Raw genomic sequence first — 18,631 nt, 5'->3', positions numbered from 1 at the left:
CGGGGGCAAGCCGCCCGCCAATGAAACACCCCCTTGGGTGCCCGATGCACCAGGGTCGAACACAGTGACACGGGCAAAAAACTGTACCGACCAGAACTTTCCGTAGAATAAATCAGCGCCGTCAGACAGCGCTGGATGCCGGGCCGGGGATTGGTTAAATTACCGCGCCGGTTCCAGGGGGGGAGCGGGCCTGGAACCATCGGGGTGACACCATTGGCCGCTTTACCGCCAAACCGCTCGCTACGCCCATCGCGCTGGCCCAGGCTGCGCGCGTTCTTCGGCAAGGCCTTCGCCCGGCCCGCCGCCAGCACCAGCCACGGCCGAGTGATTCACGAGTATTTCCGGCACAAGGCCCACGACCAGGGCTACACCCTGAGCCACAGCCAGCAGCGGGTGATCGACTACATGGCCCAGCAGGCCAACGCCCTGCTCCAGCCAGACGCCAAGCCAAACGCCAGCCGCAGCCTGTACCTTTATGGCGCGGTGGGACGGGGCAAGAGCTGGCTGCTGGACGGTTTCTTCCGCGCCATCCCGCTGGCGGAAAAACAGCGCCTGCACTTCCACGATTTCTTCGCCCAACTGCACCAGGGCATGTTCCGTCACCGCGAACAGCCCGACGCCCTCGAGGCCACCCTCGACGAACTGCTCAGCCACTGCCGCGTATTGTGCTTCGACGAGTTCCATGTCCACGACATCGGCGATGCGATGCTGATCACGCGGCTGTTCAAGGCCCTGTTCCAGCGCGGCATCCTGCTGCTGGTGACCTCCAACTACGCCCCCCAGGGCTTGCTGCCCAACCCGCTCTACCACGCACGCTTCAAACCGGTGATCGACCTGATCGCCAGCCGCATGCAGGTGATGGAGGTCGGCGGCCCCCACGACTACCGCAGCCAGCCCCGCAGCCATTCGCAGCAGGTATTCACCCAGGGCCGTTACCTCTGGCCCGGCAGCGAGCAGCAGCGCCTGAGCCTGGGCCTGCCGCGGCGCAACGGCCCGACCTCGGCGCTGATGGTCGGCGCGCGCCAACTCCAGGTACGGCTGTGCGAACAACACAGCGTGGGTTTTGCCTTCAGTGACCTGTGCGAACAGCCGACCGCGGTCATGGACTACCTGGAGCTGAGCCGGCGTTTCGACCACTGGATCATCGACGAACTGCCCGAGCTGGGCGAATGCCCGATTGCCGTGCAGCAACGCTTTATCAACCTGATCGACGTGCTGTACGACCAGGACAAACACCTGACCCTGATCGGCGAACGCTCCCTGCGCGAAAGCCTGGGCGGTAACGCCATCGACCTGGCGCGCACCCGCAGCCGCCTGGGCCAGTTGCAGGAAATCAGCGCGGATACGCCGCCGGGCTGAACCGGCGGTCGCCACCCACCGCTCCACGCCGCTATCATGGCGGCCATTTCCAGGGCCACGCGCCCTCCTCCTGCCTGAGTGTCGAACCTGTTCATGGATACCCTTGCCCAACTGCGAGCCGGCCAATTGACCGGGCTCAAGCGTCTGGACCTGTCTTGCGGGCTGAGCGAATTCCCCCGGGAAATCTTCGACCTGGCGGACTCGCTGGAAGTCCTCAACCTCAGCGGCAATGCCCTGAGCAGCCTGCCGGACGACTTGCACCGCCTGACCCGCCTGCGGGTGCTGTTCTGCTCCGATAACCTCTTCACCGAGATGCCGGCCTGTGTCGGCCAGTGCACGCAACTGAGCATGGTCGGCTTCAAGGCCAACCGCATCGAGCGGGTGCCCGCCGCCGCCCTGCCGCCGCTGTTGCGCTGGCTGATCCTCACCGACAACCGCATCGAGGAACTGCCGGACGAGCTGGGCCAGCGCCCGCACCTGCAAAAGTTGATGCTCTCCGGCAACCGCCTGACCCGGTTGCCCCAGAGCCTCGGCCAATGCCAGCAGTTGGAGCTGATCCGCATCGCCGCCAACCGGCTCAGCGCACTGCCGGCCTTCCTGCTTGGCCTGCCGCGCCTGACCTGGCTGGCCTATGCCGGCAACCCGCTGGAATCCGAGGCCGACGCCGCGGCGCTGGAATCGGTGGTACGCATTCCCTGGGCCGAGCTGGAAGTGCAGCAGCGCCTGGGCGAAGGCGCGTCCGGAGTGATTCACCAGGCCCGCTGGCAGCCCCCCGGGCAAGCGCCAAGCGAGGTGGCGGTCAAGCTGTACAAGGGCAGCATGACCAGCGACGGCTCGCCGCTGCATGAAATGAACGCCTGCATCAGCGCCGGCCGGCACCCGAACCTGATCCGGGTCGAAGGCCGGATCAGCGATCATCCCGAAGGGCAGAACGGCCTGGTGATGCAGTTGATCGAGCCGAGCTACCGCAACCTAGCGGCCTTGCCGAGCCTGGCCTCCTGCACCCGGGACATCTACGACGAGAGCACCCGCTTCAGCGCCGACGCGGCCTTGCGCATGGCCCGCGGCATCGCTTCGGTCGGCGCGCACTTGCACCACCAGGGCATCACCCACGGCGACCTGTACGGCCATAACATTCTGTGGAACCCACAGGGCGAGTGCCTGCTGGGGGATTTTGGCGCGGCGTCCTTCCATGCGCTGGCCGACACCGAGGAAACCCGGGCCCTGCAACGCATCGAAGTACGGGCCTTCGGCATTCTGCTGGAGGAGTTGCTGGCAAGGATCGAGTCGGGCCTGAGCCCGCAGCAGCATGAACGCCTGGCGGCGCTGATCAACGACTGCTGTCAGCCGCAGGTGCTGGCGCGACCGGGATTTGCCGAAGTCGGGGACGTGTTGCGGGGGATTTGAAGAGCATCGCCAGCCAACTCGCTCCTGCTGGAGCTTGCCGGCTGGCGCAAGAATCGCTCAGGTAGCGCGATTCACCGGGCCGGGCTCAACCCGCCAGGCCGACGAACATGTCCTGCACGTCGTCATGGTTGTCCAGGCCTTCGAGGAAGGCTTCGACTTCCGCCATCTGCTCGTCGGACAGGCCGCTGACCGGGTTCTTCGGCTGGTAGCCGAGCTTGGCCGAGAGCACGGTGAAGCCTTGCTCGGGCAGGGCTTTCTGCACCGCGTCGAGGTCGGCAGGCTCGGTCAGGAACAGGGTCGCGCCCTCGTCCCCAGGCTCGAAATCCTGGGCCCCGGCTTCGATGGCCGCCAGCTCCGGATCGGCGTCCGGGCTGTCCGGCGCGGCTTCGATCATGCCGACATGGTTGAAGTCCCAGGACACCGAACCGGAAGCGCCCAGTTGGCCCTTGCGGAAGGCCACGCGGATTTCCGCCACGGTGCGGTTGATGTTGTCCGTCACGCATTCGACGATCAGCGGCACCTGGTGCGGCGCGAAACCTTCGTAGGTCACGCGGTGGTACTGCACGGTCTCGCCGAGCTGGCCCGAACCTTTCTTGATCGCACGCTCCAGGGTCTCGCGGGGCATCGAGGCCTTTTTCGCCTGCTCCACCACCAGACGCAGGTGTGCGTTGGTGGCGACGTCAGCGCCGTTGCGGGCAGCAATGGTGATCTCTTTGACCAGCTTGCCGAAGATCTTGCCCTTGGCGTTGGCTGCTGCTTCTTTGTGTTTAACCTTCCACTGTGCGCCCATTACTCACTCTCTTTGATCTGTGGCGTCGAGTTGGATGTGGCCGACGCGATGGGCAAGTTTATACGGCCTGAAGGCACCAATCGACCAAAAAGTCAGATCCACGACCACCTGTCCCGCATCGGAGCCCGTGGCGACCTTTCCTGAATCGTGGTCGCGAAAGCCGGGTGCCCCTGTAGCCGCGCCGCAGGCTGCGATAAGGCCGAAGGCCTTCAGCGGTCTCAAGATCGTGCGCCCGCGTTGTCGGAATGCCGCCCAGATCGATCGCAACCTGCGGCAGCGGCGACAGGTTCAGGGCAATCCGCGCGTCAGTTCGTCGGCGCCAGCTGTAGAAACGCCTGGATCAAGCGCAAGTCCCGGCGCCGCTCCAGGCAGCCGAGCATGTGCCGGTTCAACAGCCCCTCGCCGATAATCGGCACCGCCCGCACCCGCGGGTCGGGGCTGAGTTCCAGCGACGACACCACGCCCACCCCCAGTTGCGCCGCCACCGCCTCGGTCACCGCCTCACGGCTGTCCAGTTCCAGCAGCACCTTGGGGTTGACCCCGGCCTGGGCACAGGCCTGGTCGAAGGTGCGGCGGGTGATCGAGCTGGGTTCGCGCAGGACCATGATCACCTGGTCCAGTCGCTCCAGCCGCACGCCCTCAGGCTCGGTCAGCCATGGATGGCCCTGCGGCACCAGCGCGCAGATCCGCGACTCGCCAAGGCTTTGCAGATGCAGGCCCTTGCGCGGCTCGACCTCGGTCAGCACCGCCACATCGGCGTGCTCCGAAAGCAGCGCCGCCAGGGTTTCCTGGGCATTGCCCAGGCGCAGGTTGACGGTAATCCCCGGATAGCGCTCGCGCAGGCTGGCAAGCATCGGCATCACCAGGTGCGGGCCGTCCGCCGCCACTTCCAGGCGCCCGGTGAGCAGTTGCCGGTTGGCTTCGAGCATGGCCTGGGCCTCTTCGGCCAGGCCGAACATGGCGCGGGTGATCGCCGCCAGCCTGGTGCCCTCTTCTGTCAGTTCGACCCGGCGCGCGGTGCGGCGCAGCAGGGTGATCTGGTAGTGCTCTTCCAGCGCCTTGATATGCCCGGTGACCGCCGGCTGGCTGATGAACAGCCGCGCCGCGGCCCGGGTGAAGCTGCCTTCACGGGCCACGGCATCGAATGCGCGCAGCTGGAACAGGTTCATATCTATCGGCCTCACTTATGGCTGGCATAACGACAAACAATTTGATTGATAAAGAGCCAAACTGCAATTTAGGCCCCGTAGTTTTTATCCCAAGCGCATCCCACAGCGCTTCTACGAGGACACCCGAATTGAGTACTGCCGAGCCCATCCTGCTCACCCCCGGCCCCCTGACCACCTCGGCCCGCACCCGCCAGGCGATGCTGGTGGACTGGGGTTCCTGGGATGAGCGTTTCAACCAACTGACCGCCAGCCTCTGCGAACAGCTGCTGGGCATCGTCAACGGCGCCGCCAGCCACCACTGCGTGCCCCTGCAAGGCAGCGGCACCTTCGCCGTGGAAGCCGCCATCGGCACCCTGGTGCCACGGGGCGGCAAGGTGCTGGTGCTGATCAACGGTGCCTACGGCAAGCGCCTGGCGAAGATCTGTGCAGTGCTGGGGCGCGACTTCAGCACCTTCGAAACCGCCGAGGACCAACCGACCAGCGCCGCCGACGTCGATCGCCTGCTGCAAGCCGATGCCGCCATCAGCCATGTGGCGCTGATCCACTGCGAAACCAGCACCGGCATCCTCAACCCGTTGCCGGAGATCGCCCAGGTCGTGGCCGGGCATGGCAAGCGCCTGATCATCGACGCCATGAGTTCCTTCGGCGCGCTGCCGATCGATGCCAGGCACGTGCCGTTCGACGCGCTGATCTCCGCGTCCGGCAAATGCCTGGAAGGCGTCCCCGGCATGGGTTTCGTCTTCGCCCGCAAGGAAGCCCTGGCCGCGGCCGCCGGCAACTCGCACTCGCTGGCCATGGACCTGCACGACCAGCACGGCTACATGGTCAAGACCGGGCAATGGCGCTTCACGCCGCCGACCCATGTGGTCGCGGCGCTGCACGAAGCGCTGCTGCAATACCACGAAGAAGGCGGCCTGCCGGCGCGCCACCAGCGCTATGCCGCCAACTGCCAGGCGCTGCTCGACGGCATGGCCCGGCTGAGCCTGCGCAGCTTCCTGCCGGCGGCGATCCAGGCACCGATCATCGTCACCTTCCACGCGCCGAAAGATCCGCGCTACCAGTTCAAGGAGTTCTACGAACGGGTCAAGGCCAAGGGTTTCATCCTCTATCCCGGCAAGCTGACCCAGGTCGAAACCTTCCGCGTCGGCTGCATCGGCCATGTCGACCCGGCCGGGATGCGCGCCGCGGTCCAGGCCATCGCCGACGTGCTGCGGGAAATGCAAGTGCTGGATATCTGACCCCGACACACAACCTGTAGGAGCGAGGCTCGCCCGCGAATGCGGGCACCGCGCTCTTTCAGGTCAACCTCATCATCGCGGGCAAGCCTCGCCCCCACACAGGTCTTCGACACATGAACTACAACACCCCCAACCAGCTGCAAGCCGCCATCCTCGACTGGGCCGGCACCGTGGTCGACTTCGGCTCCTTCGCGCCGACCCAGATCTTCGTCGAAGCCTTCGCCGAGTTCGATGTGCAGGTCTCCATCGAAGAAGCCCGCGGCCCGATGGGCATGGGCAAGTGGGACCATATCCGCACCCTGTGCGACCTGCCGCAGGTTGCCGAGCGTTATCGCCAGGTGTTCGGCCGCACCCCGACCGATGAGGATGTCACCGCCATCTACCAGCGCTTCATGCCGCTGCAGATCGAAAAGATCGCCGAACATTCGGCGCTGATTCCCGGCGCCCTGGAGACCATCGCCAACCTGCGCCAGCAAGGCATAAAGATCGGCTCCTGCTCCGGCTACCCGAAGCAGGTCATGGACAAGGTGGTGGAACTGGCCGCGACCAATGGATACGTCGCCGACCATGTGGTAGCCACCGATGAAGTGCCGAACGGCCGCCCATGGCCGGCCCAGGCCCTGGCCAACGTGATCGCCCTGGGGATCGACGATGTCGCCGCCTGCGTGAAGATCGACGACACCGTGCCGGGCATTCTCGAAGGCCGTCGCGCCGGCATGTGGACCGTGGCCCTGATCTGCTCCGGCAATGCCCTGGGGCTGACCTACGAAGGTTATCGCACCCTGGGCAGCGACACCCTGGCCGGCGAGCGCCAGCGCATCCACGCGTTATTCGAAGGTTCGCGCCCGCACTACATGATCGACACCATCAGCGACCTGCCACAGGTGATCGCCGACATCAACCAGCGCCTGGCCAACGGCGAGATGCCGCAAAGCAACTGATCGGCCACTTGCCCCCCAACGGCAGCCCCGATCCGCGGCTGCCGTTTTTTTCCGCTACCCGCTCAAACCGCGCATTTGCCCCGGGCAGAGCCTCGGAAACAGGATTACAGTTACAGCACTCCGTCGTTAAGAACGGAGACAACTGACCTGATGAACGAGGAAGGATCTATGCCCTGGAAGAACTCCGACAGCCGTTACAGTACGGTGTCGATTGCATTGCATTGGCTGATGCTGGTGTTGTTGATCGCGGTGTACGCCTGCATCGAACTGCGCGGCATTTTCCCCAAGGGCAGCGGTGGCCGGACGCTGATCAAGGAAGCGCACTTCATGCTCGGCCTGACCGTGTTCGTGCTGGTCTGGCTGCGCCTGTTCGCCCGCAGCCTGGGGGTAGCGCCGAAGATCCTGCCGACCCCGCCGAGCTGGCAGACGATCCTGGCCAAGCTGATGCACTGGGCCCTGTACCTGTTCATGATCGCCATGCCGATCCTCGGCTGGCTGATCACCAGCGCCGAAGGCCATCAGGTGATGTTCTACGGCATCGACCTGCCGCTGCTGGTGGCTGAAGACAAACAGTTCGCCAAGCAGGTCGAAGGCTGGCACGTGCTGCTGGGCACCGTCGGCTACTGGCTGATCGGGTTGCATGCGGTGGCCGGGCTCTATCACCACTACTTTATGCGCGACAACACCCTGCAACGCATGCTGCCCAAGCGCGGCTAAGGCTGCGCCGGCGCGGCGAACCCCCGGCGGCCCTGCAAGCCGCCGGTATGGACGAAGACCAGACGGCTGCCGGCGGCAAACCGCCCGGCCTCGACCTGTTGCTTGAGGGCCAGCAAGGCCTTGCCGGTGTACAGCGGCTCCAGGGAGATGCCGCTGTGCCGTTCGCTCTCCTCGATAAATTCCAGCAGCATCGGGTCGACCTTGGCGAAACCGCCACGACTGCTATCGAGCAGTTCATAGCCTGCAGCCTGCAGCCCCGCCTCCCGCACAATCGCCGCCACCTGTTGCGCGACGCCATGATCGTCCGGCACCGCCAGGGCGCCATACACCGGGTGGGCACCGGCCTCCCCCAACACCAGTCCGGCCAGGGTGGTGCCGGTGCCGGCGGCCAGCCACCAGCCGTGATAGTCATCCCAACCCAGGGCATCCAGTTGGCCGCGCAGCTGCTTCACCAGCGGCATGCAGCCGGTCGCCCCGAGCAAGCCACCGCCGCCCTCCGCCACCGGGAACAGCCTGGGGTACTGCGCCTGCCAGGGTTGCCAGAAATCAGGCTCATGCCGCGCCCGGTAGCCGGCGTAACCGAGCCAGTGCAGCTGCATGCCAAAGCCTTGCAGGTCGAGCACGGTGGGCGTGTCCTGCGGATGGCCGCGCAGCAGCCCCACGGTGGCGAAACCAAAACGCTTGCCGGCGGCCGCCAGCGCATGCAGGTGATTGGAGTGCGCGCCGCCCAGGCTGATGATGCCCTCGGCGCCGGCTTGGCGAGCCGCCGCCAGATGCGGGGCGAGCTTGAACCACTTGTTGCCGGAAATCAGCGGGTCGATCTGGTCCAGGCGCAGGACCGCCACCTCGACCCCGGCCTCGGTCAGCCAGTCGAGGTCCAGGGGTTGCAAGGGTGCGCTGGGCAGCCAGTCGAAGGAAGCAGGAAACGCCATGGATGGGGAGGTTTGGAAGGAGTGAGGCGGGAGTCTATCAGCAAAACCGCGGAGTCCCTGATAGCGGGTCCTACGGCCCCGATCGCAGGCTTCGCCAGCGGCTACCTGATCCCCGGTGTAACCGCTGGCGCAGGCTGCGATCGGCCACGCAGCGGACGTAATCAGGCCACCGCGCTAGTCGCGGTGGCCATGATTAGCGGCGGATCAGAGTTCGGCGGCCAGGCGCGAGCCCTGGTTGATCGCGCGCTTGGCGTCCAGCTCGGCCGCCACGTCGGCGCCACCGATCAGGTGCACGTTCTGCCCGGCGGCCACCAGGCCTTCGTGCAGTTCGCGCAGCGGGTCCTGGCCGGCGCAGATAACAATGTTGTCCACCGGCAAGACTTGCGGTTCGCCACTCTCACCGATGCGGATGTGCAGGCCGGCGTCGTCGATCTTCAGGTATTCGACGCTGTTGAGCATCTGCACCTGCTTGTTCTTCAGGCCGGTACGGTGGATCCAGCCGGTGGTCTTGCCCAGGCCGTCGCCGACCTTGGAAGTCTTGCGCTGCAACAGGAACACCTGGCGCGCCGGGGCATGACGCTCGGGCTTGATGCCGGCGACGCCACCACGGGCCTCCAGGTGCGTGTCGATGCCCCACTCCTTCCAGAACGCTTCACGGTCCTGGCTGGTGGCCACGCCCTGATGCACGAGGAATTCGGAGACGTCGAAGCCGATGCCGCCGGCCCCGATCACCGCCACTTTCTGGCCCACCGGCTTGCGCTGCAAGAGCACGTCCAGGTAGCTCAGGACCTTGGCGTTGTCGACGCCCGGGATCGCCGGCGTGCGCGGGGCGATACCAGTGGCCAGGATGATTTCGTCATAGCCGCCGGCCACCAGTTGCTCGACATCGACCCGGCGGTTCAGGCACAGCTCGACGTGGGTGGTCTGCAGCTTGCGCTTGAAGTAGCGCAGGGTTTCGAAGAACTCTTCCTTGCCCGGCACGCGCTTGGCGACATTGAACTGGCCGCCGATTTCGCTGGCCGAATCGAAGAGCGTCACCTGATGGCCACGCTCGGCCGCCACGGTCGCGGCGGACAGCCCGGCAGGGCCGGCGCCGACCACGGCGATCTTCTTGATCTGCTGCACCGGCAAATAGTTGAGCTCGGTCTCGTGGCAGGCCCGCGGGTTGACCAGGCAGCTGGTGAGCTTGCCACCGAAGGTGTGGTCCAGGCAGGCCTGGTTGCAGCCGATGCAGGTATTGATTTCGTCGCCACGCCCCGCGGCCGCCTTGTTGACGAACTCCGGGTCGGCGAGGAACGGCCGCGCCATGGAAACCATGTCGGCGTCGCCTTCGGCAAGGATCTGCTCGGCCACTTCCGGGGTGTTGATGCGGTTGGTGGTGATCAGCGGGATCGATACCGAACCGCGCAGCTTGGCCGTGACCTTGCTGAAGGCGGCACGCGGCACCTTGGTGGCGATGGTCGGGATCCGCGCTTCGTGCCAGCCGATCCCGGTGTTGATGAGGGTCGCGCCGGCCTGCTCGATGGCCTGGGCCAGTTGCACGATTTCTTCCCAGGTACTGCCGCCTTCCACCAGGTCGAGCATCGACAGGCGGAAGATGATGATGAAGTTCGGGCCTACCGCTTCGCGCACGCGGCGGACGATTTCCACCGGCAGGCGCATGCGGTTTTCGTAGCTGCCGCCCCAGCGGTCGGTCCGGTGGTTGGTATGCGCGGCGAGAAACTGGTTAATGAAGTAGCCCTCGGAACCCATGATCTCGACGCCGTCGTACTCGGCCTGCTGCGCCAGACTGGAGCAGGTGACGAAGTCGCGGATCTGTTTCTCAATGCCTTCTTCGTCCAGCTCCTTGGGCTTGAACGGGTTGATCGGCGCCTGGATCGCGCTCGGTGCCACCTGTTTCGGGCTGTAGGCATAACGCCCGGCGTGGAGGATCTGCATGCAGATCTTGCCGCCCGCCTCGTGGACCGCACGGGTGACAACGCGGTGCTTGAGCGCTTCTTCCTCGGTGGTCAGCTTGGCCGCGCCGGAGTACACGCCGCCTTCGTCATTGGGGCCGATGCCGCCGGTGACCATCAGGCCAACGCCGCCGCGGGCGCGCTCGGCGAAGTAGGCGGCCATGCGCTCGAAGCCACCGGGCTTTTCTTCCAGGCCGGTGTGCATCGAGCCCATCAGGGTACGGTTGCGCAGGGTGGTAAAGCCCAGGTCCAGCGGGGCCAGCAAATGCGGGTAGTGAGCGGCGGCCATCGGTAACTCCACATCGAACGATCACGGAAAAAATGCGGAAGCTCTGCGGCCTCCGTCGGTCATGTTCGACAGACTAAGAGCAGCCCCCAAGGCGCTCAATGACCGTAACTGACAACTTATTGATCCAAATGCGCAGCCCGGCCTTGGCAATCGCGGACATGGGCCCTACCCTAGTCAGCGAATCCCGCACACGGCTGCCGACTGTCTTCCCATGCGCAAACTTCTTTATTTCACCTTCACCCTGGCCCTGATTGCCGCCATCACCAGCTACGCCCTGTGGACCCGCGAGCGGCCGATCGGTCACTACCTTTCCGACCTGCGCATCCAGCTCGCAGTGGACCAGGGCACTCCCGCCGATCACGGCAATCTGCTGGGCATCCAGCCCGAGCTGTTCCCCACCGACTACCAGAGCCCCGAGCGCCTGCACCGCAAGCTTGCGGCCTACCTGCAGCAGGCCCGGGACCAGGGGCTGTTGAATGAAAAGACCGTGGTGGTGCTGCCGGAGCACATTGGCACCTGGCTGATGGTCAGCGGCGAGAAAAACGAGCTGTACCAGGCCGCCAGCCTGAAAGAAGCGATGAACTGGCTGGCGGTGAGCAACCCACTGCCCTTCCTGCGCGCGCTGATCACCGCCAAGGGTGACAATCGCCTGGACGACGCGCACCTGCGGATGAAGGCCAGGAGCATGGCCGATCAATACCAGCGGCTGTTCGGCGGCCTGGCCAAGGAGTTTGGCATCACCCTGGTGGCCGGCTCCATTGTCCTGCCCGAGCCGGTGATCGAAGGCAGCAACCTGCGCATCGGCAGCGGCGCGCTGTACAACACCACCCTGGTCTTCGGCAGCGACGGCCTGCCGATCGGCCAGCCGCAACGCCAGCTGTACCCGACCTTCGACGAGCGCGGTTTTATCCAGGCCAGCACCGACCAGGCTGTCCAGGTGGTCGACACCCCGGCCGGCCGCCTGGGGGTGCTGATCGGCAGCGACAGCTGGTACCCGGACAACTACCGCAAGCTCAACGCCCAGGGCGCGCAACTGGTGGCGGTCCCGGCCTTCGTCATGGGCCGTGGCGCCTGGGACCGGCCGTGGCGTGGCTACAAGAATCTCTCGACCCCGAGCGAGGTCAGCCTCAAGCCGGAAGAAGTCAGCGAAGGCGAAGCCTGGCGCCGCCTGACCCTGACCAGCCGCGCGCCCAGCAGCCTGGCCAGCGCCGGTGTCAGCGTGTTTCTGCGCGGCCAGTTCTGGGATCAGGGCAGCGCCGGGCAAAGCTTCATCAACAGCAACGGCGAGCACTTCGCCGATGGCGATGCCCGTGGCGCGCGCTTGCTGAATATCTGGTTGTAAATCCATGAAGCCCCAGCCGATGCGCCTCGGAGACCTGTCGGTGGGCTTCGTCCATAGCCTGGCGGACGCCGTGCGCAGCCATGGCCTCGACCCGCAGCCGCTGCTGGAACAATACGGACTGGATACCGCACGCCTGGCCGAGGCCGGGGCGCGGCTGTCGATTCCCCGTTACATGCGCCTGGGCCACGCGGCGATTCAACTGACCGGCGATCCGGCGCTGGGGCTGCGCATGGGCCAGCTCAGCCGCCTGAGCCAGGCCGGGCTGGCGGGCGTCACCGCCGCCCAGGCGCCGACCGTACGTGAAGCCGCACGCTGCCTGACCCGCTTCGAGGCCCTGTATGGCTCGAACTATCGCGGCCAGTCGAGCTTCCACGAAGACGCCGACGGCGCCTGGCTGCGCTTCTACTCCATCAGCCCCTATAACGCTTACAACCGCTTTGTGGTGGATTCGATCCTGGCCGGCTGGCTCCAACAACTGGGCAGCCTCGGTTTACCGGTCAAGGCCGAACGCATCGAGATCGAGTTTGCCCAGACTGATTACCGCGAACGCTACACCAGCCTGGGGGATTGCCCGATCCAGTTCGGCGCCGAGCACAATCAGCTACGCCTGAGCCAGGCCACCCTGGCCCAGCGCAATGTCGAGCACTGCCCCAGTACCTGGCGCCATCTGCTGCAACTGTGTGAACGGGAACTGGAGCAACTGACCCGTACCCGCAGCCTGCGTGAACGCATCACTCAGTTGCTGGGGCCTTTGCTCAATGGTGGCCGGGAACCCGACCTGGAAGAAGTGGCGGCACGCCTGAAGCTGCCAACCTGGACTTTGCGCCGCAAACTGGCCGAGGAAGGCACGCAGTTTCGCGCCATTCTCAACGACACCCGTCGCGACCTGGCCATGACCTACATTCGCGATACCGAACTGGCCTTCGGGGAAATTGCCTATCTGTTGGGGTTTGCCTCAGCCGAGGCCTTTCAACGCGCCTTCAAGCGCTGGAGCGGCCAGACACCGGGTGAATTTCGTCGCAGCCACCGGCAGTCCGCCTAAAAAAAACGCCACCGGCGTTACAGCTCGGTGGCGTCTTCTGCGGGTTCCAGCGGGTCCAGTTCGAAAGCCTGGAATTCCAGCAGTTCTTCTTGGTAATCGTCCATGGCGGACTCCTTGTGTGTGGGGTGTAGGTAATCTGCTCGCTGAGAGGTCTTCTTACTGACCTTGGCCACCAGCATAAAGTGCCGGTGTGACAGAAAAAATACCGCGCGCAATCTGCGTCCCTTAAATGGAACGTAGCAGCTGGCAACGGATTTACCGTGGGCTGGCAAAGAAATTTTCAGAGAGGCTCGGCAACCGCGGGATCGACACCTGGGTCGATCTCGCAGCTATCTGCAGATGCTTACTGTGGCAGCGCCGGAATCGGCTCTGTCGGGGCCGGCAAGGTGCTGGCGGGAGGCGGGGTAACGATCTCGGTGGGCGGCGTCGGCTCGGCAGGTGCGCCCGGCGCAATGGGCGCCGCTTCCGCCGGTGGTGCCAGCGGTTGCGAGAGGTTCGATTCGGCTGGCACAACCGGAGGGGTGGCCGGGGCCGGCTCGGCGGCCGGTGCAACAGGCGCCGGTTGTGGCGTCACTGGGGCCGGCGCTGCGGCAGGCTCGGCGGGCTTGGGTTCGGGCACGCCCAGATCGGTCTTGGGTTTCTCGATGATGTGCGCGGCCTTTTTCGCTTCCTGCGGCAGGAACAGCTCCACCAGGGCGAAATAACGCTCGTAGAACTTCGCCGAGGAAACCGTCTCGCTGGCGACCTTGACCATCGAGTCGTCGGTCGAGCCGATCGGCATCGATACCGAGCCCAGCACACCCACCCCCAGGCTTGCCGAGTTGTTGACCTTCTTCAGGGCATAACGGTCTTGCAGGGCGTTGGCGAACACCGTGGAACGGTGGCCGCTGTTGCCATCCTGGGCGCACACCACGCTGAAGCTGATCTCCATGTGGGTTTCGCCGGTCTGCTGGAAGCTCTTGTGACCACTGACCAGCTTCGGATCGCTGCTGGTGATGATGTAGCCCTGGCTGAGCAAGGCGCGACGGGCGGCCTCGCAGGACGCCGTCTCATTCACCGGGTAATTGCGCGAAAAAGTGCCGGAGTCATCGAAGTTTTCATGCTCGTAAATGGCGGTCTTCTGCGACGAACAACCGGCGACGGCCGCCAGCAGCAGCGTCAACCCGGCAGCACGCAGGTGAAATGATCTATGCATCGAAAATCCTGAGGAAAACGGTCCGGGGCGTATTGTGCAACAGTTCGAGGCCACTGGGCGCGCGGATTAGTGTCTTAAAATTAATACAAGGCTACTGACCACGGTTTGCCGGAAAAAGTCGCGCGCACAGATGATCGATGAACACCCGCAGCTTGGCGGCGGTGTGTCGGCTCGCAGGCCAGAGCAGCCAGAAGGTGCCGCGGTGTTCCAGATGCTCATCGAGCACCTGCTGCAACTCGCCCCGTGCAACCGCCTCACGCACCATGAAATCGGGCAGGCAGGCGATCCCCAGCCCACTGCGCACGGCGTGGTCCACCGCTTCGATAGAGGTACTGACAAAACGCGTCGGCAACAGCGGCTCCGGGGCATCGACCGCCCGTCGCAGCGGCCAATGCTCGAATTTGCCGGTGTTATGGAAGGTATGCCGCAAGCACCCGTGGTTAGCCAGGTCCGCAGGGGCCTGCGGAACGCCCCGCTCGCGAAAGTACCCAGGCGTGCCCACCAGCACCAGGCGGAACTGGCCCAGCGACCGGGCCATCAGCCGTGAGTCGCCGGGGCTGCCGGTCCGTATCACGGCATCGAAGCCCTCCTCCACGACATCCACTATGCGGTCCGTCAGCTCGATATCCAGTTCTATTTGCGGATAACGCTGCATGAACTCCACCAATACCGGCATCACCAGGCCGTGAACCTGCGGCAGGCTGACTCGCAACTTGCCCCGCGGGGCATTGGAGGACTTGCACAGATCGAATTCGGCCGCCTCGGCCTCGGCGACAATTCTGCGACAGCGCTCGAGAAAACTCGCGCCTTCGGCGGTCAGGGTGATACTGCGGGTACTGCGATGGAACAGCCGGGTCTCCAGGCGCTCCTCGAGCCGCGCGATGCTCTTGCCGACAGCCGACGAGGATACCCCCAACAACCGCCCCGCCTCAGTGAAACTGCGGGTTTTCGCCACATGCAGGAAGACCGAGATATTGCTCAACCAGTCCATCGCCGACCTCACCATTACGGATACAGATGTCCGATAAGTTCGGAACCTTAGCCTATTTTTCTCTTTACCACAGCGCCCTACCCTCAGCCTCCCTACTTCCTGAAACCTGTAGCGAGCCTGACACCATGACCAAACCTCTTGGCACCGCCGACCTGCTGGACATCGAGTCCAGGCGTCGCGACCGACTTCCACTGGGTGGCCTGCTGGCGCTGGCGACCGCCGGCTTCATCACCATTCTTACCGAGGCCATGCCCGCGGGCCTGCTGCCGCAGATGAGCCAGGACCTGGCGGTGTCCCCGGCGCTGGTCGGCCAACTGGTCACCCTGTACGCCATTGGCTCACTGCTGGCGGCGATCCCGTTGGTGATCCTCACCCAAGGCTGGCGCCGCCGCCCTTTGCTGATGATCGCAATCGGTGGCTTTGCCCTGGTCAACAGTGTCACCGCGATCTCCACCAACTACAGCCTGACCCTGGTCGCCCGCTTGTTCGCCGGGGTATTTGCCGGGCTGCTCTGGGCCCTGCTAGCCGGCTACGCAAGCCGTATGGTCGCGCCGCACCTGCAGGGGCGGGCCATCGCCGTGGCCATGCTTGGCGCACCACTGGCACTGTCCCTGGGGATCCCCGCGGGCACACTGCTCGGCACGCTGGTGGGCTGGCGGGTGAGCTTTGCCCTGATGACTCTGCTGACGCTGTTGTTGCTCGGCTGGGTGCGCTGGCAGGTGCCGGACTTTCCCGGCCAGCGCGCCGACAAACGCTTGCCGCTCACGGGCGTGTTCGCTTTGCCCGGAGTCAAGCCAGTGCTGTTCGTGACCTTCGCTTATGTCCTGGGCCACAACATCCTGTACACCTATATCGCACCGTTTCTGGAGCCGGCTGGCATCGGCGGGCAAATTGACCGGGTGCTGCTGACGTTCGGCCTGAGCGCACTGCTGAGCATCTGGACCGTCGGCCTGCTGATCGATCGCTGGTTGCGTCAACTGGTACTGGTCAGTTGCGTCCTGTTCGCTCTTTCGGCGCTGCTGCTGGCGTTCCAGGCCGATACGCCGATGGCGGTCTATGCCTCGATAGCCCTCTGGGGATTGTCGTTCGGAGGCCTGGCCACGTTGCTGCAAACCGCGCTGGCCAAGGCTGCCGGGAGCGCTGCCGATGCCGCGCAGTCGATGCTGGTGACCGCCTGGAACCTGGCGATCGCCGGGGGCGGGCTGGTGGGTGGCGTGCTGCTGGAAGGCCCGGGCGTATTGTCGTTTCCCTGGGTGATCATCGGCCTGTTGCTGGCTTGCCTGCTGGTGGCCGTGAACGCCCGACGCCATGGGTTTCCCGCCATACGCTGAAAACAAAAACCCCGGCGCGTTGGCCGGGGTCCCTGTTTGTCACTTCAGTCGGACATCAGAAGCGCTTGATGTCAGCCTGGTTTTCCAACTGCTTGCGGTACGCGGCGAAGTCTTGCTGACCCGCACGCGACGCGAGGAAGCGACGGTACTGAGCCTTCTCTTCATCGGTTGGAGCAGCGGCTTCGTTCACACCACTCAGTTGCAAGACCACCAGGCTGCCGTTCGGCAGCGTCACGCTGCTGAAGGTCGGCTTGTCCTTGGCCGCTGGCTTGGCCATGCGGAACAGGGTCTGCAGCACGATCGGCTCGACGCCTTCCTGGCCACGGGTCACCGCTTCGGAAACCTTCCAGCTCTGACCGTCGACAGGCGCCTTCAGCGCAGTCTTGCCTTCGCGCAAGCTGGCGATCAAGGCATCGGCCTTGGCCTTGGCGGCAGCACTGGCGTGCTCCTTGGCCAATTGCGCGCGGATGCTGCTGGCGACGCTTTCCAACGGCAGTTGCTCTGGCTTGCGGTGCTCTTTGGCGCGCAGGACCACTACGGTTTCCGGGTCCAGCTCGATAGCGGTGCTGTTGGCACCCTCATCCAGCACTTCAGGGCTGAAAGCAGCCTGAATCACGGCGCGGTTGGCGGCGATGCCCTCGCCCCCTTCACGCCCGAACGGTGCGGAAGTGTGTACGGTCAGTTTCAGCTCTTGAGCCGGCTGGGCCAGATCCGAGGCTTCGAACGAGGAGTCTTCCAGCTGCTTGGTTGCCTCGACAAAACGTTGCTCGACCTGCTGGGTTTTCAGCTCGCGGGTCAGCTTGTCTTTCAGGCTGGCGAAACTTGGCACTTCAGGTGCCTCGACGCCCAGCAGCTTGATCAGGTGGAAACCGAAACCGGTGCGTACCGGTGCCGATACCTGGTCCTTGCTCAAGGCGTACAGCGCTTCCTCGAAGGCCGGGTCATAGACGCCAGGGCCGGCATAACCGAGGTCGCCACCGTTGTTCGCCGAACCCGGATCCTGGGAGAACTCCTTGGCCAGCGCCTCGAAGCTTTCGCCCTTGGCCAGGCGCGCCTGGATCTCTTCGATCTTGGCCTTGGCCTGCGCTTCGTTCACCTTGTCGTTCACTTCGATCAGGATGTGCGCGGCACGACGCTGCTCGGACAGGTTGGCGGTTTCTTTCTGATACAGCGCCTGCAGCTCTTCGTCCTTGACGCTGACCTGATCGAAGAAGGAAGCCTTCTTCAACTCCAGATAGTCGATAACCACCTGGTCCGGCGACATGAATTCCTTGGCGTGTTCGTCGTAGTAAGCCTTGACTTCATCGTCGGTCAGCTTGACTGCCGCGGGGTCGGCCTTGATGGTCAGGGAAGCGTAATCGCGGGTCTGCTTTTCCAGACGAGCGAATGCCAGCACCTGGGCATCGGTCACGAAACCGCTGCCAGCCAGACCGGCGCGTACCTGGCCGATCAGCATTTCCTGAGCCAGCATCTGACGGAACTGCATCCGGCTATAACCCAGCTGACGGATCACCTGGTCGAAACGCTCAGGGCTGAACTTGCCGTCCACCAGGAATTCCGGCGTTTGCAGGATCACTTGATCCAGAGCGGCGTCAGAGAAAGCGAACTTGGAGTTTTCCGCGCCTTGCAGCAGCAGCTTGCGGTCGATCAGACCTTTGAGAGCGGCTTCACGCAGCAGCTTCTCGTCGAGCAAGGAAGCGTCGAAATCCTTGCCCAGTTGTTGCATGAGCTGGCGGCGTTGCATATCAACCGCCTGGCTCAGCTCATTCTGGGTGATTTCTTCGCCATTGACCTTGGCCGCGTCCTGACTGGTGGAAGTGGCTTGAAAAATGGCATCGAAACCGGTCAGCGCCATCAGTGCGACGATGACCCCGATAATGGTCTTGGCAATCCAGCCTTGTGAATTGTCCCTGATATTCTGCAGCATGCGTCC

Annotated in this window: 16 protein-coding genes; 8 read left to right on the top strand and 8 right to left on the bottom strand. The window is 64.5% G+C overall.

Annotated elements, in window-relative coordinates; translation table 11 throughout:
* The first annotated feature begins 213 nt into the window (after positions 1–213).
* Positions 214–1,359, top strand: coding sequence for a cell division protein ZapE (gene zapE / locus J4E58_RS17685; protein ID WP_087091654.1), 1,146 nt, complete (start codon positions 214–216; stop codon positions 1,357–1,359).
* 93 nt (positions 1,360–1,452) lie between these two features.
* On the top strand, positions 1,453–2,766 hold the full coding sequence (locus tag J4E58_RS17680) for a leucine-rich repeat-containing protein kinase family protein (RefSeq protein WP_087091655.1): 1,314 nt from the start codon (positions 1,453–1,455) through the stop codon (positions 2,764–2,766).
* A gap of 85 nt (positions 2,767–2,851) precedes the next feature.
* On the opposite strand, the gene J4E58_RS17675 is transcribed toward J4E58_RS17680, so the two are convergent.
* Both J4E58_RS17675 and J4E58_RS17670 read right to left on the bottom strand, forming a co-directional pair.
* Positions 2,852–3,556: a YebC/PmpR family DNA-binding transcriptional regulator gene (locus J4E58_RS17675; RefSeq protein ID WP_007927175.1), complete on the bottom strand. Its 705-nt coding sequence runs from the start codon at positions 3,554–3,556 to the stop codon at positions 2,852–2,854.
* Positions 3,557–3,861: 305 nt separating this feature from the next.
* Positions 3,862–4,725: a LysR substrate-binding domain-containing protein gene (locus tag J4E58_RS17670; protein ID WP_087091656.1), complete on the bottom strand. Its 864-nt coding sequence runs from the start codon at positions 4,723–4,725 to the stop codon at positions 3,862–3,864.
* 128 nt (positions 4,726–4,853) lie between these two features.
* Between J4E58_RS17670 and J4E58_RS17665 the strand changes: the two genes are divergently transcribed.
* From J4E58_RS17665 to J4E58_RS17655, 3 genes are all read left to right on the top strand, one after another.
* Positions 4,854–5,963, top strand: a complete 1,110-nt coding sequence (locus J4E58_RS17665; protein WP_087091657.1) for a 2-aminoethylphosphonate--pyruvate transaminase — start codon at positions 4,854–4,856, stop codon at positions 5,961–5,963.
* Between the two features lie 113 nt (positions 5,964–6,076).
* Entirely contained in the window at positions 6,077–6,904 is an 828-nt protein-coding gene (gene phnX / locus J4E58_RS17660) for a phosphonoacetaldehyde hydrolase (RefSeq protein ID WP_087091658.1), read from the top strand.
* 168 nt (positions 6,905–7,072) lie between these two features.
* Positions 7,073–7,621, top strand: a complete 549-nt coding sequence (locus J4E58_RS17655) for a cytochrome b (protein ID WP_087091659.1) — start codon at positions 7,073–7,075, stop codon at positions 7,619–7,621.
* Here the strand turns inward: J4E58_RS17655 and J4E58_RS17650 are convergent.
* Both J4E58_RS17650 and J4E58_RS17645 read right to left on the bottom strand, forming a co-directional pair.
* Positions 7,618–8,553 carry a 1-aminocyclopropane-1-carboxylate deaminase/D-cysteine desulfhydrase gene (locus J4E58_RS17650; protein WP_087091660.1) on the bottom strand — a complete coding sequence of 312 codons (936 nt, stop codon included), beginning with the start codon at positions 8,551–8,553 and terminating at the stop codon, positions 7,618–7,620. The two genes, J4E58_RS17655 and J4E58_RS17650, sit on opposite strands and share 4 nt — an antisense overlap.
* A 204-nt stretch (positions 8,554–8,757) precedes the next feature.
* The gene (locus tag J4E58_RS17645; protein WP_087091661.1) at positions 8,758–10,797 is read right to left on the bottom strand and encodes an NADPH-dependent 2,4-dienoyl-CoA reductase; all 2,040 of its coding nucleotides are present in this window, start codon (positions 10,795–10,797) and stop codon (positions 8,758–8,760) included.
* Between the two features lie 211 nt (positions 10,798–11,008).
* Here J4E58_RS17645 and J4E58_RS17640 point away from each other — a divergent pair, with 211 nt between their 5' ends.
* Complete coding sequence (locus J4E58_RS17640) at positions 11,009–12,139, top strand: carbon-nitrogen hydrolase family protein (RefSeq protein ID WP_007927192.1); 1,131 nt, start codon at positions 11,009–11,011, stop codon at positions 12,137–12,139.
* Between the two features lie 4 nt (positions 12,140–12,143).
* Positions 12,144–13,181, top strand: a complete 1,038-nt coding sequence (locus J4E58_RS17635) for an AraC family transcriptional regulator (RefSeq protein ID WP_007927193.1) — start codon at positions 12,144–12,146, stop codon at positions 13,179–13,181.
* 17 nt (positions 13,182–13,198) lie between these two features.
* Here J4E58_RS17635 and J4E58_RS17630 read toward each other — a convergent pair whose 3' ends face one another.
* The 3 genes from J4E58_RS17630 to J4E58_RS17620 all read right to left on the bottom strand — a co-directional run bounded on the left by J4E58_RS17630 (position 13,199) and on the right by J4E58_RS17620 (position 15,367).
* Positions 13,199–13,396 (bottom strand): hypothetical protein, encoded by a 198-nt coding sequence (locus tag J4E58_RS17630; RefSeq protein WP_143481895.1) that lies wholly within the window; start codon positions 13,394–13,396, stop codon positions 13,199–13,201.
* Positions 13,397–13,524: 128 nt separating this feature from the next.
* Positions 13,525–14,376, bottom strand: coding sequence for a DUF2242 domain-containing protein (locus J4E58_RS17625; protein WP_087091662.1), 852 nt, complete (start codon positions 14,374–14,376; stop codon positions 13,525–13,527).
* A gap of 91 nt (positions 14,377–14,467) precedes the next feature.
* Complete coding sequence (locus J4E58_RS17620; RefSeq protein ID WP_087091663.1) at positions 14,468–15,367, bottom strand: LysR family transcriptional regulator; 900 nt, start codon at positions 15,365–15,367, stop codon at positions 14,468–14,470.
* A gap of 125 nt (positions 15,368–15,492) precedes the next feature.
* Between J4E58_RS17620 and J4E58_RS17615 the strand changes: the two genes are divergently transcribed.
* Positions 15,493–16,698 carry an MFS transporter gene (locus tag J4E58_RS17615; protein ID WP_007927199.1) on the top strand — a complete coding sequence of 402 codons (1,206 nt, stop codon included), beginning with the start codon at positions 15,493–15,495 and terminating at the stop codon, positions 16,696–16,698.
* A gap of 55 nt (positions 16,699–16,753) precedes the next feature.
* Here J4E58_RS17615 and J4E58_RS17610 read toward each other — a convergent pair whose 3' ends face one another.
* Positions 16,754–18,625: a SurA N-terminal domain-containing protein gene (locus J4E58_RS17610; protein ID WP_087091664.1), complete on the bottom strand. Its 1,872-nt coding sequence runs from the start codon at positions 18,623–18,625 to the stop codon at positions 16,754–16,756.
* Positions 18,626–18,631 lie beyond the last annotated feature (6 nt).

The sequence above is a fragment of the Pseudomonas sp. FW305-25 genome (assembly GCF_017351415.1).
In the GTDB taxonomy this organism is placed as follows: domain Bacteria; phylum Pseudomonadota; class Gammaproteobacteria; order Pseudomonadales; family Pseudomonadaceae; genus Aquipseudomonas; species Aquipseudomonas chlororaphis.
The sequence above is the reverse complement of the archived record's forward strand: the minus strand, read 5'-3'. Positions and strand labels throughout refer to the sequence as shown.